At 39.0% G+C, this 21,235-nt stretch carries 32 protein-coding genes; 2 read left to right on the plus strand and 30 right to left on the minus strand.

The window, feature by feature from the left end; translation table 11 throughout:
- Positions 1–97 precede the first annotated feature (97 nt).
- From secY to A6J31_RS09000, 30 genes are all read right to left on the minus strand, one after another.
- Positions 98–1,393: a preprotein translocase subunit SecY gene (gene secY, locus A6J31_RS08855; protein WP_002892081.1), complete on the minus strand. Its 1,296-nt coding sequence runs from the start codon at positions 1,391–1,393 to the stop codon at positions 98–100.
- Between the two features lie 16 nt (positions 1,394–1,409).
- Complete coding sequence (gene rplO, locus A6J31_RS08860) at positions 1,410–1,850, minus strand: 50S ribosomal protein L15 (RefSeq protein ID WP_002885849.1); 441 nt, start codon at positions 1,848–1,850, stop codon at positions 1,410–1,412.
- Positions 1,851–1,977: 127 nt separating this feature from the next.
- Complete coding sequence (gene rpmD, locus A6J31_RS08865; protein ID WP_002885773.1) at positions 1,978–2,160, minus strand: 50S ribosomal protein L30; 183 nt, start codon at positions 2,158–2,160, stop codon at positions 1,978–1,980.
- A 14-nt stretch (positions 2,161–2,174) separates the two neighbouring features.
- Positions 2,175–2,669 (minus strand): 30S ribosomal protein S5, encoded by a 495-nt coding sequence (rpsE, locus tag A6J31_RS08870; protein WP_002885626.1) that lies wholly within the window; start codon positions 2,667–2,669, stop codon positions 2,175–2,177.
- An 18-nt stretch (positions 2,670–2,687) separates the two neighbouring features.
- A complete protein-coding gene (gene rplR, locus A6J31_RS08875; RefSeq protein WP_002885810.1) occupies positions 2,688–3,044 on the minus strand; it encodes a 50S ribosomal protein L18 in 357 nt (118 codons plus the stop codon).
- 89 nt (positions 3,045–3,133) lie between these two features.
- Positions 3,134–3,670 carry a 50S ribosomal protein L6 gene (rplF, locus tag A6J31_RS08880; RefSeq protein WP_002887056.1) on the minus strand — a complete coding sequence of 179 codons (537 nt, stop codon included), beginning with the start codon at positions 3,668–3,670 and terminating at the stop codon, positions 3,134–3,136.
- 126 nt (positions 3,671–3,796) lie between these two features.
- Positions 3,797–4,195 carry a 30S ribosomal protein S8 gene (gene rpsH, locus A6J31_RS08885; protein ID WP_002887509.1) on the minus strand — a complete coding sequence of 133 codons (399 nt, stop codon included), beginning with the start codon at positions 4,193–4,195 and terminating at the stop codon, positions 3,797–3,799.
- A 122-nt stretch (positions 4,196–4,317) separates the two neighbouring features.
- Positions 4,318–4,503: a type Z 30S ribosomal protein S14 gene (locus A6J31_RS08890; protein ID WP_001085699.1), complete on the minus strand. Its 186-nt coding sequence runs from the start codon at positions 4,501–4,503 to the stop codon at positions 4,318–4,320.
- Between the two features lie 17 nt (positions 4,504–4,520).
- Positions 4,521–5,063, minus strand: coding sequence for a 50S ribosomal protein L5 (rplE, locus tag A6J31_RS08895; protein ID WP_002887058.1), 543 nt, complete (start codon positions 5,061–5,063; stop codon positions 4,521–4,523).
- A gap of 26 nt (positions 5,064–5,089) precedes the next feature.
- Positions 5,090–5,395 (minus strand): 50S ribosomal protein L24, encoded by a 306-nt coding sequence (rplX, locus tag A6J31_RS08900; protein WP_002885874.1) that lies wholly within the window; start codon positions 5,393–5,395, stop codon positions 5,090–5,092.
- 80 nt (positions 5,396–5,475) lie between these two features.
- Positions 5,476–5,844, minus strand: coding sequence for a 50S ribosomal protein L14 (gene rplN, locus A6J31_RS08905; RefSeq protein WP_002885711.1), 369 nt, complete (start codon positions 5,842–5,844; stop codon positions 5,476–5,478).
- Between the two features lie 24 nt (positions 5,845–5,868).
- On the minus strand, positions 5,869–6,129 hold the full coding sequence (gene rpsQ / locus A6J31_RS08910) for a 30S ribosomal protein S17 (protein WP_002885836.1): 261 nt from the start codon (positions 6,127–6,129) through the stop codon (positions 5,869–5,871).
- Positions 6,130–6,156: 27 nt separating this feature from the next.
- Complete coding sequence (gene rpmC / locus A6J31_RS08915; protein WP_002885754.1) at positions 6,157–6,363, minus strand: 50S ribosomal protein L29; 207 nt, start codon at positions 6,361–6,363, stop codon at positions 6,157–6,159.
- A 9-nt stretch (positions 6,364–6,372) separates the two neighbouring features.
- Positions 6,373–6,786, minus strand: a complete 414-nt coding sequence (rplP, locus tag A6J31_RS08920) for a 50S ribosomal protein L16 (protein WP_000960950.1) — start codon at positions 6,784–6,786, stop codon at positions 6,373–6,375.
- Between the two features lie 3 nt (positions 6,787–6,789).
- Positions 6,790–7,443: a 30S ribosomal protein S3 gene (gene rpsC / locus A6J31_RS08925; RefSeq protein ID WP_002885727.1), complete on the minus strand. Its 654-nt coding sequence runs from the start codon at positions 7,441–7,443 to the stop codon at positions 6,790–6,792.
- A 12-nt stretch (positions 7,444–7,455) separates the two neighbouring features.
- Positions 7,456–7,800 (minus strand): 50S ribosomal protein L22, encoded by a 345-nt coding sequence (gene rplV, locus A6J31_RS08930; protein WP_002887063.1) that lies wholly within the window; start codon positions 7,798–7,800, stop codon positions 7,456–7,458.
- 15 nt (positions 7,801–7,815) lie between these two features.
- A complete protein-coding gene (gene rpsS, locus A6J31_RS08935; RefSeq protein WP_000533765.1) occupies positions 7,816–8,094 on the minus strand; it encodes a 30S ribosomal protein S19 in 279 nt (92 codons plus the stop codon).
- Between the two features lie 93 nt (positions 8,095–8,187).
- Positions 8,188–9,021, minus strand: coding sequence for a 50S ribosomal protein L2 (gene rplB, locus A6J31_RS08940; protein WP_064520872.1), 834 nt, complete (start codon positions 9,019–9,021; stop codon positions 8,188–8,190).
- Positions 9,022–9,038: 17 nt separating this feature from the next.
- Positions 9,039–9,335, minus strand: a complete 297-nt coding sequence (locus tag A6J31_RS08945; protein WP_002885771.1) for a 50S ribosomal protein L23 — start codon at positions 9,333–9,335, stop codon at positions 9,039–9,041.
- Positions 9,335–9,958: a 50S ribosomal protein L4 gene (gene rplD / locus A6J31_RS08950; protein WP_002885795.1), complete on the minus strand. Its 624-nt coding sequence runs from the start codon at positions 9,956–9,958 to the stop codon at positions 9,335–9,337. The genes A6J31_RS08945 and rplD overlap by 1 nt, the downstream gene beginning before the upstream one ends.
- A gap of 24 nt (positions 9,959–9,982) precedes the next feature.
- Complete coding sequence (gene rplC / locus A6J31_RS08955) at positions 9,983–10,609, minus strand: 50S ribosomal protein L3 (protein ID WP_002885755.1); 627 nt, start codon at positions 10,607–10,609, stop codon at positions 9,983–9,985.
- A 114-nt stretch (positions 10,610–10,723) separates the two neighbouring features.
- Entirely contained in the window at positions 10,724–11,032 is a 309-nt protein-coding gene (gene rpsJ, locus A6J31_RS08960) for a 30S ribosomal protein S10 (protein ID WP_002885653.1), read from the minus strand.
- A 243-nt stretch (positions 11,033–11,275) separates the two neighbouring features.
- The gene (gene ruvB / locus A6J31_RS08965) at positions 11,276–12,277 is read right to left on the minus strand and encodes a Holliday junction branch migration DNA helicase RuvB (RefSeq protein ID WP_002887068.1); all 1,002 of its coding nucleotides are present in this window, start codon (positions 12,275–12,277) and stop codon (positions 11,276–11,278) included.
- Between the two features lie 80 nt (positions 12,278–12,357).
- Positions 12,358–14,181 carry an acyltransferase family protein gene (locus A6J31_RS08970; RefSeq protein WP_080611005.1) on the minus strand — a complete coding sequence of 608 codons (1,824 nt, stop codon included), beginning with the start codon at positions 14,179–14,181 and terminating at the stop codon, positions 12,358–12,360.
- Positions 14,178–14,588, minus strand: a complete 411-nt coding sequence (locus tag A6J31_RS08975; protein ID WP_002885750.1) for a membrane protein — start codon at positions 14,586–14,588, stop codon at positions 14,178–14,180. Before A6J31_RS08975 ends, A6J31_RS08970 begins: the two co-directional genes overlap by 4 nt.
- Positions 14,585–15,019: a low molecular weight protein-tyrosine-phosphatase gene (locus tag A6J31_RS08980; RefSeq protein ID WP_080611007.1), complete on the minus strand. Its 435-nt coding sequence runs from the start codon at positions 15,017–15,019 to the stop codon at positions 14,585–14,587. Before A6J31_RS08980 ends, A6J31_RS08975 begins: the two co-directional genes overlap by 4 nt.
- A 275-nt stretch (positions 15,020–15,294) precedes the next feature.
- On the minus strand, positions 15,295–16,587 hold the full coding sequence (locus A6J31_RS08985; protein WP_037601293.1) for an adenylosuccinate synthase: 1,293 nt from the start codon (positions 16,585–16,587) through the stop codon (positions 15,295–15,297).
- A 264-nt stretch (positions 16,588–16,851) separates the two neighbouring features.
- Positions 16,852–17,358 (minus strand): DNA topology modulation protein, encoded by a 507-nt coding sequence (locus A6J31_RS08990; RefSeq protein WP_073687835.1) that lies wholly within the window; start codon positions 17,356–17,358, stop codon positions 16,852–16,854.
- 623 nt (positions 17,359–17,981) lie between these two features.
- Positions 17,982–18,992, minus strand: coding sequence for a YeiH family protein (locus A6J31_RS08995; RefSeq protein ID WP_002885799.1), 1,011 nt, complete (start codon positions 18,990–18,992; stop codon positions 17,982–17,984).
- A gap of 315 nt (positions 18,993–19,307) precedes the next feature.
- Positions 19,308–19,817, minus strand: coding sequence for a helix-turn-helix domain-containing protein (locus tag A6J31_RS09000; protein WP_080611009.1), 510 nt, complete (start codon positions 19,815–19,817; stop codon positions 19,308–19,310).
- Between the two features lie 209 nt (positions 19,818–20,026).
- Between A6J31_RS09000 and A6J31_RS11810 the strand changes: the two genes are divergently transcribed.
- Both A6J31_RS11810 and A6J31_RS09005 read left to right on the plus strand, forming a co-directional pair.
- Positions 20,027–20,209 (plus strand): hypothetical protein, encoded by a 183-nt coding sequence (locus A6J31_RS11810; protein WP_073686738.1) that lies wholly within the window; start codon positions 20,027–20,029, stop codon positions 20,207–20,209.
- Positions 20,210–20,254: 45 nt separating this feature from the next.
- Positions 20,255–21,232 carry a replication initiation protein gene (locus A6J31_RS09005; RefSeq protein WP_080611011.1) on the plus strand — a complete coding sequence of 326 codons (978 nt, stop codon included), beginning with the start codon at positions 20,255–20,257 and terminating at the stop codon, positions 21,230–21,232.
- Positions 21,233–21,235 lie beyond the last annotated feature (3 nt).

The raw sequence follows: 21,235 nt of genomic DNA on the forward strand, positions 1-21,235 counted from the left end.
CTATCAAAGTTTAAAAACATTGGTAGAGTTATCAAAAAACAAAAGAGAAGGGACAGAAAGTAACCTTTCTTTCCCTCTCAATTGTTCATGAGAAGACTTAGTCTTCAAGATTCATAAATCCAACGTACTGACGTTTCAATAGGTAACCTTCGAGTTGTTTCATACCTTCGATACCAGTTGAAATCAAGATCAAGAGAGATGTACCACCAAGCGCGATTGAGCTTGTAAGGTGCATAAATTGTTGAGCCGCAATTGGAGCCAATGAAATAAACGCGAGAAATACAGCCCCGATTGTTGCCAATCTCTTAAGCAATGAAGACATGTACTTTTCAGTCTCACGACCTGGACGAACACTAGGAATGTAAGACCCATTCTTTTGAAGATTTTCAGCAGTTTTTTCAGGATTTACTTGGACAAATGTGTAGAAGAATGAGAACAAGATAATCAATATCGCGTAAGTAATCATTCCACTAGGTGTATTATACGAGAGTAGTCCTTGTAAGTGTGATAACCATGTAACCTTCGAGAAGAATGGAAGAATAGTACTAGGAATTGTTGTAATCGAGCTAGCAAAGATAACGGGAATAACACCAGCTGGATTAACTTTCAATGGAAGGTAAGAACTCGTTGGAGCTCCTTGAACCAATTTAGTATATTGAATTGGAATTTGATATTCTGCCTGTTGAACAAATGTCGTAAAGAAGACAATCGCCAAACCTACCACAATTAGCAAAGCAACTATGATATATGAACGAGTCAATTCTCCTGAACGAACGTTGACAAAGAAATCCTCGTAAATTGTTGAGAACATTTTTGGAATAGAAGCAATGATCCCTGAAAAGATAATCATTGACACACCATTACCAAAACCTTTATCTGTGATTTGTTCACCAAGCCATGTCACAATTATGCTACCAGCAGTTAGAATTGTCCCAATCAATAGGTAGGTTGAAACATTTGGTGTTTTAACCAATGAAATTGATGAGAGAGTATTAAAACTTGCTGTAATACCAATCGATTGAACAAAGGCTAAAACAAGAGTGATGTAGCGAGTCGCTTGGTTCAATTTACGACGACCAACTTCCCCTTGTTTGCCCCACTCTACAAATTTTGGATAAATATCCATCTGCAAAAGTTGGACAATGATTGATGCTGTAATGTAAGGACTAACCCCCATCGAGAAGATAGAGAAGTTATTCATGGCATTACCAGACACCAAGTTAAGCATGTTCAAGAAAGGTAAATCACTTAATTGTTTCAAACTTTCCGCATTGATACCAGGAACTGTTACATGAGTCCCTACACGAAAAACGAAAATAATGAAGATTGTAAATAAAATCTTATTACGAACGTTTTTGACTTTCAATGCGTCTTTTAATAGTTTAAAGAACATAATGAGTTACCCCTCATTAGATGACTTCGATTGAACCACCTTTAGCAGTGATAGCTGCTTCAGCAGATTTTGAGAATTTAGCTGCTTTAACAGTCAATTTCTTAGTCAATTCGCCGTTACCAAGAACTTTAACGCCTGATTTTTCAGCACGAACGATTCCAGCTTCTTTAAGAACTGCTGGAGTTACTTCTGTACCATCTTCAAAGACGTTCAATTGATCAAGGTTTACAAGTGCGTATTCTTTAGCGTTGATGTTAGTGAATCCACGTTTTGGAAGACGACGGAACAATGGAGTTTGTCCACCTTCAAATCCTGGACGTACGCCACCACCGCTACGAGCTTTTTGACCTTTTTGACCACGGCCTGAAGTTTTACCGTTACCAGATGAAGTACCACGACCTACACGGTTACGGACTTTACGAGAACCTTCAGCAGGTTTCAATTCATGAAGTTTCATTATTATTTTCTCCTCTTTTTGTAAAATGCTAGCGCCTCTAACCAAGTAAGGTAGCTCAATTAGAAACTCGCCTATACATGAAATTCAGTTTAAGTCGCAAGGGAACCCTCACGACTTAAATCAATTTTTATTTAACGTCTTCCACAGTTACCAAGTGAGATACTGCGTTGACCATACCACGGATAGCAGCGTTGTCTTCTTTAACAACTGAGCTATTCAATTTACCAAGTCCAAGAGCAACAACTGTTTTACGTTGTTCTGGTTTGCGTCCGATTGGAGACTTAGTCAAAGTAATTTTAATTTGAGCCATTGTTATCTCCTTTCTTATGCCAAGTCAGATACTGAGATGCCACGAAGAGCCGCAACTTCTTCAGCACGTTTAAGTTGTTTCAATCCTTCAACAGTCGCACGAACGATGTTGATTGGAGTGTTTGAACCGAGTGATTTAGATGTTACATCAGCAACACCCGCCAATTCGATGACGGCACGAACTGCACCACCAGCGGCAACCCCAGCCCCTTCAACAGCTGGTTTCAACAATACTTTCGCTCCACCAAATTCTGAACGAACTTCGTGAGGAATAGTTGTACCAACCATAGGAACTTCGATAAGGTTTTTCTTAGCTGCTTCAACTGCTTTACGGATAGCTTCTGGAACCTCTTGAGATTTACCAGTACCAAATCCTACGCGACCATTACGGTCACCAACAACAACAAGAGCAGCAAAACGCATGTTGCGTCCACCTTTTACAACTTTAGTAACACGGTTGATAGCAACTACGCGTTCTTCAAGTTCTACTGCATTATCTTTAAATGCCATTATTAAGTGTCCTCCCTATTAGAATTTCAATCCGTTTTCACGAGCTGAGTCAGCCAAAGCTTTAACACGTCCGTGATAGAGATATCCACCGCGGTCAAACACCACTTCAGAAATACCTTTAGCTACTGCGCGTTCAGCAACAAGTTTACCGACAACAACGGCTTGTTCTGTTTTAGTTCCTTTAGAAACTTCTTTATCAAGAGTTGATGCACTTGCGAGCGTTACACCCGCTACGTCATCAATAACTTGAGCGTAGATGCCTGTATTAGAACGGAAAATGTTCAAACGTGGGCGATCAGCAGTTCCAGAGAGTTTTCCGCGAACGCGACGGTGGCGTTTTTGGCGGAGTTTGTTTTTATCTGGTTTCGAAATCACAATTTTCACCTCTTAATTATAATGCTTGCTCATGAGAGCTTTTGGTAAAGAGACAATCCAAAAAGAATTGCCAAAAGGATAAAATCCTATTATTTACCAGTTTTACCTTCTTTACGACGTACGTATTCACCAACGTAACGGATACCTTTACCTTTGTAAGGTTCTGGTGAACGAAGGCTACGGATGTAAGCAGCTGTTTGACCAACAACTTCTTTGTTAATACCACTTACAACGATTGAAGTTGCAGATGGTACTTCAAAAGTAATACCTTCTGGAGCTTCAACTTCGTCTTGGTGAGATTTACCAACTGAAAGAACAAGTTTTGTTCCTTGGAGTTGCGCACGATATCCGACACCGCGCATTTCAAGTTCTTTTTTGAAACCTTCAGAAACACCAACAACCATGTTGTTCAAGTTTGCACGTGAAGTACCGTGGATTGTTTTGTTTTCTTTTGAGTCGTTTGGACGGTGAAGTGTAACTTCGTTGCCTTCAACTTTGATTTCAATGTTTTTGTTAAACTCACGAGTGAGTTCGCCTTTAGGTCCTTTAACAGTAACAACGTTATCGTTGTTTGTTACTTCAACACCAGCAGGCAAAGTAATAACTTTATTACCAATACGTGACATAGTATTTAATTCTCCTGTTAGATTATCAAGCCACAAAGTGACTAGTTTTCACGGGGATGAGTTTCATTGAATATAATCAACGAAACTCGCACAAATCATTTGAGATAAGTGCTTAGTATCAGCTTCTTACCAAACGTAAGCGATAACTTCTCCACCAACGTTCTTTTGACGAGCTTCTTTGTCAGTCAAAAGACCTTCTGAAGTAGAGATGATCGCGATTCCAAGTCCGTTAAGAACTTTAGGAACATCTTCACGTTTAGAGTAAACACGAAGACCTGGTTTTGAGATACGTTTCAAGTTAGTGATAACACGTTCACCGTTTTGTCCGTATTTCAAGAATACGCGGATGATACCTTGTTTGTCATCTTCGATAACTTCAACGTTTTTTACGAAACCTTCACGTTTAAGGATGTCAGCGATACCTTTTTTAATGTTTGATGCAGGTACTTCAAGTACTTCGTGTTTAGCTTGGTTAGCGTTACGAATACGTGTCAAGAAATCTGCAATTGGGTCAGTCATAACCATTTTATATTTTCTCCTCTTACTAGTAGTTTGAATAATTCACTTGCTAGTTAATGATTGAGCTAGGCTCAGATTGTGTTTAATACAATCAAATTAGGTAAAACTAAATTGATTGTACCATGTTTTTACCAAGAAGCTTTGGTAACACCTGGAATTTGACCTTTGTAAGCCAATTCACGGAAGCAAACACGGCAAAGTTTAAATTTGCGATAAACTGAGTGTGGACGTCCACAACGTTCGCAACGAGTGTAAGCTTGCGTAGAGAACTTCGCAGGGCGTTTGTTCTTAGCAATCATTGATTTTTTAGCCAATTTATTTACCTCCTAGATTATTTTGCAAAAGGCATTCCAAGGCCTTTAAGCAATTCACGACCTTCTTCGTCAGTGTTAGCAGTAGTTACGATAACGATATCCATACCACGTACTTTATCAACATCGTCGAAGTTGATTTCTGGGAAGATAAGTTGTTCTTTAACACCAAGTGTGTAGTTACCACGTCCATCAAATGATTTAGTTGGAACACCATGGAAGTCACGAACACGTGGAAGTGATACTGATACCAATTTATCCAAGAATTCGTACATGCGTTCACCACGAAGGGTAACTTTAGCACCGATCGCTACACCTTCACGAAGACGGAAGCCAGCGATTGATTTCTTAGCTTTAGTAATCAATGGTTTTTGACCTGAAATAAGTGCCAACTCAGCAGCAGCTTTTTCAAGAGTTTTAGCGTTGTTTACAGCTTCACCAACACCCATGTTGATAACGATTTTATCAACTTTTGGCACAGCCATAACTGAAGAATAGTTAAATTTTTCAGTCAAAGCTGGAATTACTTCGTTAGTGTATTTTTCTTTAAGACGGTTAGCCATTTAATACTTTCTCCTTTCCTTCGTGATTAGTCAAGCACTTCGCCTGATTTTTTGTTGTAACGAACTTTTTTGCCGTCAACAACTTTGTAACCTACACGTCCAGCTACACCGTTCTTGTCAAGAACTTGAACGTTTGAAGCATGGATTGGTGCTTCTTTTTCCACGATAGCACCTTGAGGGTTTTCAGCTGATGGTTTTTGGTGTTTTTTGATGATTGCAACACCTTCAACAACAACTTTGTTTACTTTTGGAAGAGCTTTAAGAACTACTGCTTCAGTTCCTTTGTCTTTACCAGCAATAACGCGAACTTTATCGCCTTTTTTTACAAACATTTGAGTATTTCTCCTATTATTTCTTACGCCCTAATGGGCACCCTGAATATATCAGGGGACTAAGTTTGTGTTAATTCAGATTAAAGTACTTCTGGCGCCAAAGATACGATACGCATGTATCCACCTTCACGCAATTCACGTGCAACAGGGCCAAAGATACGAGTTCCACGAGGAGTTTTGTCATCGCGGATGATTACTGCAGCGTTGTCATCAAACTTGATGTATGAACCGTCTGGACGGCGAGCACCAGTTTTTGTACGAACGATAACAGCTTTAACAACATCACCTTTTTTAACAGCTCCACCTGGTGTAGCTTGTTTTACAGTTGCAACGATAACGTCGCCGATGTTAGCGAATTTACGTCCTGAACCACCAAGAACTTTGATAGTCAAGATTTCACGAGCACCGCTATTATCAGCAACTTTTAAGCGACTTTCTTGTTGAATCATTTCAATTGTCTCCTTTTAGTTTTATTAGATAATAACAGCTTCTTCCACAACTTCTACAAGACGGAAGCGTTTTGTAGCTGAAAGTGGGCGAGTTTCCATGATACGAACGATATCGCCTTCTTTAGCAACGTTGTTTTCATCATGTGCTTTGTATTTTTTAGAATAGTTGATACGTTTACCATAGACTGGGTGGTTACGTTTAGTTTCAACTACAACTGTGATTGTTTTATCCATCTTGTCAGATACTACGCGTCCAACAAGGGTTTTACGTTGATTACGTTCCATTATTAGAATTGCTCCTTTCCCAATCTATTATTTGATTTCAGATTGCACAGTTTTAACACGTGCAATTTGTTTTTTCACTTCGTTCAAACGGGCAGTTTGATCAAGTTGACCTGCTGCAGCTTGGAAACGAAGGTCGAAAAGTTCTTTCTTAAGTTCGTTTTCTTTTTTAGCAAGCTCTTCTTGAGACAAGCCACGAAGCTCAGCAACAAACTTTTTGATTTCTTCAAGTTTCATGTCTTCTCCTTATTCTGCTTCACGTTTCACGAATTTACATTTAACTGGCAATTTATGGCTAGCAAGACGAAGCGCTTCACGTGCAACTTCTTCAGAAACACCTGCGATTTCGAACATTACTTTACCACGTTTAACTGGTGCTACCCAACCTTCAGGTGCCCCTTTACCAGAACCCATACGTACACCGATAGCTTTAGCAGTGTATGATTTGTGTGGGAAGATCTTGATCCAAACCTTACCACCACGTTTCATGTAACGAGTCATGGCAATACGAGCAGCCTCGATTTGACGGTTTGTGATCCAGTGGCTAGTTGTAGCTTGAAGACCGTATTCACCGAATGATACTTCTTTACCACCTTTAGCCTCACCGCGCATTTTTCCACGGAATTCACGACGGTGTTTAACACGTTTAGGTACTAACATTTGTTATTTGCCTCCTTTAGTGTTTTTACGAGCTGGAAGAACTTCTCCACGGTAGATCCAAACTTTAACACCAAGTTTACCGTAAGTTGTGTCAGCTTCTTCCCAAGCGTAATCGATATCAGCGCGAAGTGTGTGAAGCGGAACTGTACCTTCAGAGTATCCTTCTGCACGGGCGATATCTGCACCGTTCAAACGACCTGATACTTGAGTTTTGATTCCTTTAGCTCCAGCACGCATTGCACGTTGGATAGCTTGTTTTTGTGCACGACGGAAAGCAACACGTTGCTCAAGTTGGCGAGCAATTGTTTCACCAACAAGGTGAGCGTCCAAATCAGGTTTCTTGATTTCAACGATGTTGATGTGTACTTGTTTTCCAGTCAATTTGTTAAGTTGAGCGCGAAGAGCGTCAACGTTTGATCCACCTTTACCGATAACCATACCTGGTTTAGCAGTGTGAAGTGAAACAATAACTTTGTTTACAGCACGTTCAATTTCAATAGTTGAAACTGAAGCGTCTGCAAGTTCTTTTTGAATGAATTTGCGGATTGCCAAATCTTCGTGAAGGTAATCTGCGTATTCTTTTTCAGCATACCATTTCGCATCCCAGTCACGGATGATCCCGACACGCATACCAATTGGATGTACTTTTTGACCCACGAGTTTACCTCCTTATTTTTCTGACACAACTACTGTTACGTGAGTTGTGCGTTTGTTGATTGGTGAAGCTGAACCTTTCGCACGTGGACGGAAACGTTTCATTGTTGGTCCTTCGTTTGCGAATGTTTCAGATACTACCAAGTTAGCTTTTTCCAAACCAAAGTTGTTTTCTGCGTTAGCGATAGCAGAGTTAAGAGTTTTCTCAACAATGCGTGCTGCTTTGTTTGGAGTGAATTTCAAGATTGCGATTGCATCAGCAACGTTCTTACCACGGATAAGATCAAGAACAAGACGTGTTTTACGAGGTGAAACACGCACTGTACGAGCCATTGCTTTAGCTGAAGTAATTTCTGCCATTGTGTCCTCCTCCTATTAACGACGTGTTTTCTTATCGTCAGCTGCGTGACCTTTGTAAGTACGAGTTGGTGCAAATTCACCAAGTTTGTGACCTACCATGTCTTCTTGGATGTAAACAGGAACGTGTTTACGTCCATCATAAACTGCGATAGTATATCCGATGAAACTTGGGAAAATCGTTGAACGACGTGACCAAGTTTTAATTACTTTTTTCTTTTCGTCATTTGCTTGAGCTTCAACTTTTTTCATCAAATGCTCATCGACGAAAGGTCCTTTTTTAAGACTACGTCCCATTTTGTAGTTTTCTCCTTTAAATTGAATGTACCACAGCGGCTTGCACTAAGAAGTGCTACCGAGTTGGCGGATGTTATGTGCTAAGCGACTAAATTATTTTTCGTTACGACGACGAACGATAAGTTTGTCAGATTTAGCTTTCTTGTTACGAGTTTTAAGACCAAGCGCAGGTTTACCCCATGGAGTAGATGGCGCTTTACGTCCAACTGGTGCTTTACCTTCACCACCACCGTGTGGGTGATCGTTAGGGTTCATTACAGAACCACGAACTGTTGGGCGAATACCTTTCCAGCGATTACGGCCGGCTTTACCAAGGTTGATAAGTGATTGTTGTTCGTTACCTACAGTACCGATAGTTGCACGACATGTACCAAGAACCATACGAACTTCGCCTGATTGAAGACGAACAAGTACGTATTTACCTTCTTGACCCAAAACTTGAGCAGATGCACCAGCAGCACGGATAAGTTCAGCACCTTTACCTGGTTGAAGCTCAATGTTGTGGATAACTGTACCAACTGGGATGTTTGCAAGTGGAAGAGCGTTACCAACTTTGATATCCGCATCTGGACCTGAAACGATACGTTGACCTACTTCAAGACCTTTAGGTGCGATGATGTAAGCTTTAACCCCGTCAGTGTAGTGTACAAGAGCGATGTTTGCAGTACGGTTTGGATCATACTCAATTGTTTTAACAACTGCTTCAACGCCATCTTTGTTACGTTTGAAGTCAATCAAACGGTAGTGACGTTTGTGTCCGCCACCTTGGTGACGTACAGTGATACGACCGTTGTTGTTACGACCAGCTTTGTTCTTAAGAGAAACAAGCAATGATTTTTCAGGAGTGCTTGTAGTGATTTCTGCGAAATCCAAAGAAGTCATGTTACGACGGCCATTTGTCGTTGGTTTATAAACTTTAATACCCACGTTAATTTCTCCTTTGATTATTCAGCTTCAGCTGCAAACAACTCGATTGCTTTAGAATCAGCTGTAAGAGTGATGATAGCTTTTTTAGTTTTTGAAGTGAAACCAGTGTAACGTCCAACACGTTTTTGTTTTGGTTTAACAGTTACAGTGTTCACGCTAGCAACTTTAACACCTTCAAATGCAGCTTCAACTGCTTGTTTGATCAAGAGTTTGTGTGCACGTGTATCAACTTCGAAAGTGTATTTTCCTGCTTCAAGAGCAACCATAGATTTCTCAGTGATAACAGGTTTTTTGATTACGTCATACAAATTCATTATGCAAGAACCTCCTCGATTGATGAGATAGCTTCTTTAGTAACAAGAAGTTTATCTGCGTTTACGATGTCAAGTACACTTGCAGTTGCAGGAGTTGCAACAGTTACGTTTGCAAGGTTACGTGCTGAAAGTTCAGCGAATTTGTTTCCTTCTTCAACGATAACAAGTACTTTAGAATCGATGCTAAGAGCTGAAAGAACGTTTGCGAATTCAGCAGTTTTTGGAGCTGCAAATGAAAGAGCTTCAACTGCTACAAATTTATCTTCTGCAACTTTAGCTGAGTAAACAGATTTCAATGCAAGGCGACGAACTTTTTGTGGAAGTTTGTATCCGTATGAACGTGGAGTTGGTCCGAAGACAACACCACCACCACGCCATTGTGGTGAGCGGATAGAACCTTGACGAGCACGTCCAGTTCCTTTTTGACGCCATGGTTTACGTCCACCACCTGATACTGCTGAACGGTTTTTAACCGCGTGAGTACCTTGGCGAAGGCTAGCACGTTGGCTGATTACGACATCAAATACTACTGATTCGTTTGGTTCGATACCGAAGATAGCGTCGTTAAGTTCAACTGTGCTAACTTCTTTACCAGTTTGGTCAAATAGTTTTACGTTTGCCATTTTTAACTGATTTCTCCTTTCTTATTATTTAGCAGCTTTAACTGCTGATTTGATAGTGATAAGAGATTTCTTAGCACCTGGTACGTTACCTTTGATAAGGATAACGTTTTTCTCTGGGATAACTTGTACAACTTCAAGGTTTTGAATTGTCACACGGTTGCCACCCATACGTCCTGCCAAGTGTTTGTTTTTGAAAACACGGTTAGGCGCAACAGGTCCCATTGAACCTGGACGACGGTGGTAACGAGAACCGTGAGCCATAGGTCCGCGTGATTGACCGTGGCGTTTGATAACACCTTGGAAACCTTTACCTTTTGAAGTACCAGTTACGTCAACAACATCTCCAGCTTCGAATGTGTCAACAGTGATTTCTGATCCAACTTCCAAGCCTTCAATGTTTTTGAATTCACGAATGAAGCGCTTAGGAGCTGTGTTAGCTTTCGCTACGTGGCCTTTGGCAGGTTTGTTGCTCAATACTTCGCGTTTGTCGTCAAAACCAACTTGAACTGCTTCGTAACCGTCTGTTTCAACAGTCTTAACTTGAAGCACAACGTTTGGAGTAGCTTCGATGACAGTAACAGGGATAAATTCACCTGCTTCAGTGAAGATTTGAGTCATTCCCACTTTTTTCCCTAAGATTCCTTTTGTCATGAGAAAATATTTCCTTTACTTTATTGTTTTTTCAAAAAGTTTTTTATGAGCGTTTTTTATGCTCAAAAAAGTTTTTAACGAGCGTTTTTTATGCTCAATGAATCAAGCTTTTAATTAAAGTTTGATTTCTACGTTCACACCACTTGGAAGATCAAGTTTCATCAAAGCGTCAACTGTTTTTTGAGTTGGGTTGATGATGTCGATAAGACGTTTGTGTGTACGCATTTCAAATTGTTCGCGAGAATCTTTATATTTGTGAGTCGCACGAATAATTGTGTAGAGACTACGTTCAGTTGGAAGTGGAACTGGCCCAGCAACTGTCGCACCTGTGCGAGTTGCAGTTTCTACGATTTTTTCAGCCGCTGTATCAAGCGTACGGTGTTCGTAAGCTTTCAAACGGATACGAATTTTTTTGTTTGCCATTTTTTCTCCTCTTTCGTCTATTTAAGATAATAGGCTAGCTCCTCAAGAAAACCAACACGGATTGCGTGGCAGTGCAACCAGGCGTGTCGCAACCTCTTGTATCATAGCTAAGCGCTGTATTTACAGCACCATAATATAATAACAAAAGAACCTACTCATTGCAAGGGATTTTTTAAGTTTTTTTCTTTTTCTTTATTTTATTTTTTGCCTAAACAAAAAAATCCATCTTCGATGGATTTTTTATCAACTTTCTTGAGTGTAGTCGTACCCCATATGTTCATAGGCTTTAACCGTTGCAACACGACCTGTTCGTGTACGCATAATGAATCCTTTTTGAATTAGGTAGGGTTCATACATATCTTCTACCGTTTCTCGCTCTTCTGCAATATTCACCGACAAGGTACCTAGACCAACCGGTCCCCCACCATACATTTCAATCATGGTGCGGAGAATTTTTTGGTCGACATAATCTAGTCCTTCATGGTCCACATCCAACATAGTCAACGCCTTGTCTGCAATCTTATCATCAATGATGCCATCACCCATAATTTGTGCATAGTCTCTCACGCGCTTAAGTAGGCGGTTAGCAATACGAGGCGTCCCACGGCTACGACGTGCTAGCTCTAGAGCAGCTTCAGGTGTTATAGTCATGTCAAAGATTTCTGAAGTACGTTCAATAATTTCCTTCAAATCTGGTAGCTCATAATATTCCATATGACCATTAATCCCAAAGCGAGCCCTCAATGGATTTGACAACATACCTGCTCGAGTAGTTGCACCTACTAATGTGAAAGGTGGTAACTCTAGATGGACACTACGACTTGTTTCGCCTGCACCAATCATGATATCAATGTAGTAATCTTCCATAGCACTATAAAGAACTTCTTCCACTGCCATTGGCATCCGGTGAATCTCATCAATAAATAAGATATCACCTGGCTCCAAGTCATTGAGTATAGCCACTAAATCACCAGCCTTTTCAATTGCTGGCCCAGACGTCTGCTTTAAATTGACGCCCATCTCATTAGCTATCACAAAAGCCATAGTTGTTTTCCCCAAACCTGGAGGACCAAACAAAAGAGTATGATCTAGTGCTTCATCACGAAGTTTAGCTGCCTCTATAAAAATCTTTAATTGGTCTTTAACCTTATCTTGACCAATGTATTCCTTAAAGTACTGAGGACGAAGGGTACGCTCAACATACTCCTCATCTCCTAGTAAATCATTATCTAATATTCTTGCCATAGGCTTATTTTAGCACAAAACAAAAAATGCAGTCAAAATTTGTCCATAAAAAAGAAGACAAGACTTGCCTTCTCTTTTAATTATTTCTTACCACCCTTAACTGGTGCCTTATCAGCTTTCTCTATAGCTTCTTTAATTGTCTTAGTATAGAGTTTAGCTCCACGGTTAATTGAGTCGCTATCAGATCCAAAGTGAACCCCATCTGTACCATTCCAGATAGAAATATTTTCTTTAGCCACTTGATACCAGTCAGCAACTGTCACAAAGTCATATTTCTCCGCCATCTCTAACTCATACTTACGTAACTGAAGCAAAGATTGAGCCTCGTTACCAGATTTACTTCCATTATATGGTGTTACAAAGATAATATGGTGACCCTTAGGTAAATTCTTGATGATTTTATTAATAACGCCTTTATAGTCGTCAATCTCATTAACACCACCAGCAATGACAACATCCTTAGCAAGAGCATTACTATCCGCGTAATCTTTAAGCAAATCGTTGATTGTTGATAGGTTACGACTGACTACTGCATCTATAGCGACATTATCAATACTTGATTCCAGCTGATCTTTTGATCTAAGAGCTACGGAGTCCCCTAAAATTGTCACTCCCTTATTCACACCAAATGAAGTAGCCTGACTGTTCTCCGCATTTGTACGCGTCAATTTCATCTTAGTTTGAGCTTGCGACAAACCATTAGCTTCTAAATCTTTCTCAAAGTTCCCTACAGCCGGCGCAAAGAGAGAAATAAGCACTGTAATTAAGGTGAGACCACTAAATACATAAAGCACAATATGTCGGTAAGGTGTCAAATCCAAATCTATTCCAAAGAGACTGGCTTTTCTTCCTGCAATAAATGGCTCTATTATATAGTAGGAAAGTGTCGCAAAAACAATTGACAGAATCGTTGTCAGAATGACTGCAATAATATTATTGGTCAATTGACTAAAGATAATATATAGTGGCCAGTGAAAAAGATAGACACTATAACTGATTTCTGCCAGATAACTAATAAGAGCAGGCTCTGATTTTCCAGGCAATTTCTCATGGAGGACACGGGCAGAGTAGATCATAACAGCCGTGAACAAACTAGCCAAAACAAAACCAAATAGATAGGTGATGCGTTCCTCAAAATGAAGGACTAAGCCCAACAATACGAGCAAGGCAAAACTCCCTACCATATAAAGGACTGTCTTTTTCAGAGTCCAAAGACGTATATTTTTCTTGAACCTAGCGGTCGTTTCATACACACCCGAAAGTGTCGCAAAGAGCGAGCCTAGGAAGAATGGATAGGCATGCGTAATTGATGAGAAATATAAGCGAGAAAAACTATCAACAAAGAAAGCACTAATAAACATTGATAGGAAGCTCACCATAAAGCAGGCAAGAGATACCATAAAGACTAGGCCTCTAAATTGATTTTGATGTTTGACACGCTTAGCTAGGAACCAAAGCAAGGCACCCCAAAGAATATAATAGTGAACCTCAATAGCCAGACTCCATGTATGGAGGTAAATATGCTGGTTAAACTGGTTCTCGTAATTTCCTCCAGTCAGAATCTCATAATAGTTAGTTACAAAACCGATAACAGAGGTAATTTGACGTCCAATACCTGCAATAAAATCATTTCGAACCAAGAGTGCCAAAGGGGTACAGATAAGCACCATCAACACAAGTGGTGGCACGATCCGGTAGAAACGTCGTCGCATAAAACCAAGGTAATCAATGCGATGCGTCCGAGATACCTCATCAATCAAAAGTGCTGTAATCAAATACCCTGAGAAGGTAAAGAAGACATCAACACCGATGAAGCCCCCTGGAAGAATACTTGGGAAGAAATGATAGATCAGAACCAAAAAAAGTCCTGTCACACGAATATAAGAAAACCAGTTAATTCTCATCCTTTAAAAATCCCCTGTTTAAATTTTCCTTTGTAGGTAACCTTATTTTCAGTAGTCAATTTTCCTTGGCCATCAGCTTGACCAGACTTGAACTCACCTTGATAAATCCATCCCTCATGAGATTTGAAGGTTCCTTGACCATTAAAGGAACCATTCTTAAATTCTCCTGTGTAGGTATCACCATTGTCATAGGTCAGAGTCCCTTGACCATTCAAACGGTGGTTCTGCATCTGACCTTTATAGGTAATCTTAGTCCCATCAATCTTGATAGAATGTTGCGTTTTTATAGTCACCAAAAACAAGGACAGGGCGCATAAAATAATAACCCCTACTGTGATACGTTCAAATTGATTTCGGTCAATATCAATATTTTTAAAATCAAAATCCTTTAGTTGTTTAAAATTCATTGTCTATCCTTAATCCACTGTAACCAGTCTCGACAACCTGCAGTTACCAATTTATATGTTTCTTCGAAGTCACCTGTGTACCATGGGTCCGGCACTCCACCAGGTCTGAAAAGCTTGATTTTATCGTCATAACGCCCTGCAGATATCTGTAGAAGATCCTCAACATTTGACTCATCCATTCCCACAACTAGATCAAAAAACTCAAAATCAGCCTGACTAATCTGTTGGGAGCCCTTGGAAGAGTCAAAAGAAATAGCATATTTCCTTAAAATCTTTTGGGTACCTTGATGAACTGGATTTCCATGCTCCCATGAAGATGTCGCGCGACTTTCGATATGCAAAGACTCTCCTTTGTCCAGCTCTTTCATCACAAATTCTGCCATTGGGCTACGACAAATATTCCCCAGACAAACAAATACAATCTTCTTCATTATTCACCTCTTGCCCAAAGCTATTAAGAGATATGCTCACTTATTTTCTTTGTCAAAATTACGAACACACTTTTAAATCATGAAAGTAGGTTCTCATTAATTTTCATTTAATCAATCCATATTATACCGAAAAACTAATCAAATAGAAAGGTTTCTTTCCTAATCATATCGAAAAATTAGTAACCTTTTTTAACAGTTGCAACATTCATATTAATCTATAAGTTTAAGGCGTGAGAAAAGAGAACCTAGTTTCCTAGATTCTCCTTTTATTGGCTTTAGATATTTGACCAAACACTTTCAAGAATGTTTGTTTGTTCACGTCCTGGTCCTACAGAGAAAGTAGAGATACGTACACCTACCAACTCACCAACACGTCGAACATAATTACGAGCATTTTCAGGAAGCTCATCTAAACTACGGCAACCTGTGATGTCTTCTTCCCAACCTGGCAATTCTTCATAGATTGGTTTACAGCGTTTCAATTGCTCAAGACTAGCTGGGTAGTAATCAATACGCTCACCATCAAGGTCGTAAGCTACACAAATTTTTACAGTGTCAAGACCTGAAAGAACATCGATACAGTTCAAGCTGAGGTTTGTGATACCTGATACACGACGGCTATGGCGCATCACCACTGAGTCAAACCATCCTACACGACGTGGACGTCCAGTTGTTGTTCCATATTCATGACCAACTTCACGGATGCGTTCACCCACTTCATCAAATAACTCAGTTGGGAAAGGACCATCACCAACACGACTCGTATAGGCCTTACATACACCAACGACCTTGTTGATTTTAGATGGACCAACACCTGAACCGATTGTAACACCACCCGCAACTGGGTTTGATGACGTTACAAATGGGTAAGTACCTTGGTCAATATCAAGCATAACCCCTTGAGCTCCTTCAAAGAGGACACGTTTGCCTGCATCAAGAGCGTCGTTCAAGATTACAGATGTATCTGTGACATATTGCTTAATTTGTTGTCCATAAGCATAGTACTCTTCAAAAATCTCTTCGAATGATAATTCTTCAGATTCATACATCTTACTGAAAAGACGGTTTTTCTCAGCTAAGTTTGTTTTCAAACGATCAGCAAAGATTTCTTTGTCCAAAAGGTCTGCAATACGGATACCTACACGCGCAGCCTTATCCATATAGGCAGGACCAATACCTTTGTTAGTTGTACCAATCTTATTATCACCTTTAGCAGCTTCTTGCAGTTGATCAAGTTTAATATGGTACGGCAAGATAACGTGCGCACGGTCAGAAATACGAAGGCTTTCTGTTGACACACCTTCGGCATGAAGATATTCCAACTCTTTGACAAGTGATTTAGGATTGACCACTACACCATTTCCGATAACAGAGATTTTCTCTGGGAAGAAAATACCTGATGGAATCAAGTGCAATTTAAATTTCTTACCATCGATAACAATCGTGTGACCTGCATTGTCTCCACCTTGATAACGTGCGATCACTTCGGCGTCTTGACTTAGGAAATCTGTAATTTTTCCTTTACCTTCATCACCCCACTGGGTACCCACAACAACTACTGATGTCATATTATTTTGATAACGGACAGCTCCACCTTTACGAGGCTGTCCCCACCTTTCTTGAAAAACTTCACGGTGGGAATTTCACCCACAAGTTTCGCGTTACAGTTTATTATAGCAGAAAAAAGGCTATTTGTTCAACGTTGAAAGCACTTCTTACAAAATATTCTGACAGTTATAGCTAAGATTGCAACTCGTTATTTACGATCTCTTTTTTATCCTTACATCTTATATAGAACTACCAGCTATTTTATGATTAAATAATTCTACTAGCTATTTAACCTGCCTCATATAATGATTTAACTGCCTTTGATTCTTTAAAACAGTCGTCTTGTCAGAATAATTTTTAACAACTGTATGATATTGCTCGACATATTTTTTGGAACGTCCGTCTAATAAAATCCATTTCACAAATGCAAAATCAAATTTTTCATTACAGTCTTCTGCCATGCTAGGACGTGTCTTTCCCCTATATGTTAAATAGCGCCTAAATGCCCGATAGAGACAATTAACTCTGTTAAAGTTGAAATAGACAATACAGTCAGCTTCCCTCATCCGTTCTTCATAAAGACAGGCCGAGTAATTCCCTTCAATAATCCAATCACGTTGTAGCATAAATGTTGATATATCGTCAGTCATTTCATCAACTGTTCGCTCTTGCCAATTTGATGTGAAATGAATTTTATCTAAATGAAGTACCTCACAATTGTAGTGTTGACCTAAAAAATTTGCCAAAGTCGACTTTCCAGAGCCGCTATAGCCAATGATTGCAATTTTCAACACATGTCTCCTTTTTCAATTCTGTTTCCTGACTAATATCATAACACAAAGCATATATCTTAGAAGGAATTATCATTTGGAACAACTCTCGTTTGGACAAACAAGCACGTAAAGTTCTGTTTAAAGTGAGTTCTTTCTTAGAAAAATAAAAAAAGAGACCTACAATCAAGTCTCTTTTCGATATTAAACTGCCCCCTACATGGATTTGGAAAGGATTTTCATATTGAGAGTAATTAAAAATATTGAAATATAAGTGATTTTAGGGAAGTACTTTTAGGTATTTCCAATGTCATGATTTAAAAATGGGGCAAAAGTGGGGCAAAAACGAATGACTCTCATTTGGTTTGAAAACCTATAATATCTAATGATTATGCTATACTAGAAATATAGTGTTGTTATCAATAAATATCAGTGCGAGACTAATCGGAGGATAAAATGGAAAAACAAATTAATGAAAAAATTATCGAAATGGATAGGGAATATCCCTTTTTATTTTGCTTTAAATCAGATTTTTGGATGGAATAGTAGATGATAAGACAAAATATCTTTGAAGATACAAAAAGACAAACGCCAAAAATGACGTTTGTCTACGTTCTGAGGTAGCCTTTAGGCTCCCTTTTTTCTTAGAAAATACCGATGAGTAATTGCATGCCAAGACTAGTCAGGATGATAGCGATCCAGCAAAGGGCTCCAAGAAGAATGGATTTTCCACTGGATTTGATCATAGCAACGAGGTTAGTTTTGAGACCAATAGCACTCATAGCCATGATGATGAGGAATTTGGAGAGCTGTTTGAGAGGTGAAAAGAAGCTATTGCTAACACCAAAAGAAGTAAGGACGGTAGTTAGCAGAGAAGCTAGGATGAAGTAGAGAATGAAAACGGGGAAGATTTTTTTAAGCTTTACTCCTTGGTTGTTGTCTTGTTGACGGCTTTGCCAATAGGAGAGGAAGAGAGTAATAGGGATAATAGCTAAGGTACGAGTCAGTTTGACAATGGTTGCAGATTCTAGAGTATTGGTATGATACAGACTATCCCAGGAGCTAGCTGTGGCTGTTACAGAGGAAGTATCGTTGACCGCAGTACCCGCAAAGAGAGCAAAACCTTCGTTGGAGAGATGGAGCCAAGAACCTAGAGTTGGAAAGATAAGAGCTGCCAAGACATTGAAGAAAAAGATAACAGAAATGGCTTGGGCTACTTCTTTTTCCTTGGCGTGAATAACAGGAGCAGTCGCTGCAATGGCAGAACCGCCACAGATAGAAGAGCCTACCCCAATCAAGGTAGCTAGCTTTGTATCCATGTTAAAAAATCGTTGGAAAAAGAAAGCAATAATTAAAGCGATAGAAATAGTCGAAAGGATGACAGGAAGGGAAGATTTTCCAACTGCGAAAACTTGAGAGATATTGAGTCCAAAACCAAGTAAGATAACAGCATACTGAAGCAATTTTTTGGAGCTATAAGTCAAACCAGCATCCAGTTGTTTATAGGGAGTGAGAAAGGGGTAGAGAATCATTCCGATAAAAATGGCGAAAACAGGTGCTCCCACAACAGGCAGAAAGCCTCCTAAAACCCAAGAGATGATAGAAATGATCAGACAGACTAACAGTCCTGCCCAATTTTTTGATAGAAATGACATAAAAACCTCCGAAAATAAATACTCCTTATTATAATCTTACCTGTCAGAAAAGTAAAATAGAAAGTAGGAATAAGGTTGTAAATTAACGGAATTTTGCGGTCAGAGAGCTTTTGTAGTTTAATAGATATATGTTCTTTGATCAATAAGGATGCAAATGTGGCATATGTTATTGAAAAAAATGAATTTGATGAGCCTGGATATGTGAAGTAATTATGTGAGATAAGAAAATAAATAAGAGAGTTGAAAATGTACTGCACCCCAAAAGTTAGACAGAAAAAATCTAACTTTTGGGATCAGTACATATCCTCGCTTTTTTTAATCTAATAGGTTCTTATTTTCAATTAAGAGTTCTAGTGGGGATTTATCTCTTGCTACAATAAAACCAGGTTCATATTGGTTATGAAATGTTCTTTTCTGAGAAGTTGGATCAATATACAACTCATCTCCATCTTCTGTGTATAGCTGGTTGCCTCTTGTTAGGTAAAGTAAATCCTCTAAGTACTGTCCATCAGTTTGTAGAAAATGTTCGATGTATTTGACAGCCTTTAAGATCTCACTTACTTTATCAGAGTATTCATTCGATTCAAAAACACTCTTTTCTAATTCAATCTCCTTACTCGTTCCAAAAAGTTGAGTTGGAGTTGCATTAAAATATTCTGCTATCTTATCTAAATTTGCAAAGGTAGGGTAGCTTTTTTGTTTTTCGTAGTCAGAGATGGATTGTTTACCGATTCCTAAATCTTCCGCAAGTTGAGTTTGACTCACTCCTTTTTCTATGCGTAGTCGTGCCAAATTGGGTCCAAAATTTTGAATAATAAAGGTCATGATGAACTCCTGTTTTTTTATTTTAAACTTATTCTATCACCTATAAACTTACAAATCAAGTTTTTAATTGACTTCCAAAAATATTTTTTGTAAAATATATTTATAACTTAAAAATAAGTTATAAATAATACAAAATAGTTCATCTGTTTAGGAATAGTGAGTGAGGAGGAAGTTGAAGACGAGACTATGACTTATGACTATTCGAAGCCTTGGAGCTAGAAATTGTGTGGACAAGGACAAGGGACGAGCCTGACGGGAAGTCAGGCGAAGTCCTGCAGACTGCCGTCCAGACAATTTCTAGCCAAGCAAAAACTGGCTATTCTAACAGCCAGCAAAAAGGTACACTTAGGACAACGTCCAAAGAACGACGGAACGGGCAAACGTTGATTTGACGGTGTTTCTGAGACCTAAAAAATCTAAAAGAAGGGGGGACAATTTTGTTGGTTTCTATACAAGATTTAAGAAGCATTCAAGAACGATGTGAAATAGGAGAATTAGTACAGAGGTTAGATGTCAGTATTGATAGACTAACGGTTATCTGGGATACAGATACTGGTTCCCTAAGGCGGATTTTCAAAAATCTGAAACAGGCAATAAGTACAAGAGTTGATTCATTTGAAATATATGATAATGTTCGAGATGATGTCTTTACTTTAGCTAAAGATTTTAATGAGTATGATTCAATCAATATTATATTTTTTCAATTATCCACTTATGGAGGTGAACAATTGATTCGGATTGATTTCAATCCTAACACTTTAAAAGAATTTGATGGAATGAAAGTATGGAGGCAATTAATGTACTTTGCCAGATTGAATTCATTGACGGTACGTTTGTCTCGTTTTGATTTGGCATTTGACATTTTCAACAGGCCTGAGATCGTTAATTTGCAACATATTAAAGGTGGTGTTACCCATAAGGTCTTCTATGGTCGAGGGGGCGAATTAGAGACGAAATATTGGGGTTCTAGCGGTAGTAATGTACAAGTTAGGTTATATGATAAGAATAAAGAAATCATTGCTCACAGGCGCCAAGAAAAGCTAGATTTAGATGATAAACCGTTTTGGTGGAGATTAGAGTTTCAACTCAGAACGAAAGCGATTGGTGAGGTGATGGTCCAAGATATTATGAATCGACTTAATAATTTCGGATTTTACCAGTTAGATCATATTCGAGTGGACCAAAGAGCTTTTACAATTATCTTTCTCAACAACCCTGAACTATTATCGTTGGCTTTTCCAAATTTAAAATTAGACAGTATCAAAAAGAAAAAAACTAGAGCCCGTAAATTGTTGAGAAAAGAAACTAACCAATTTGCCGAAGAACTAAAAGAAGTATTAATACAGAATCTTCCTAAATTAAATGCAGAGTTGAAACTGTTGGTAGGTGAGTTTCTGTTTTTAGAAGATAAATAGGAG

Source organism: Streptococcus sp. FDAARGOS_192, assembly GCF_002073815.2.
Lineage (GTDB): Bacteria > Bacillota > Bacilli > Lactobacillales > Streptococcaceae > Streptococcus > Streptococcus salivarius_H.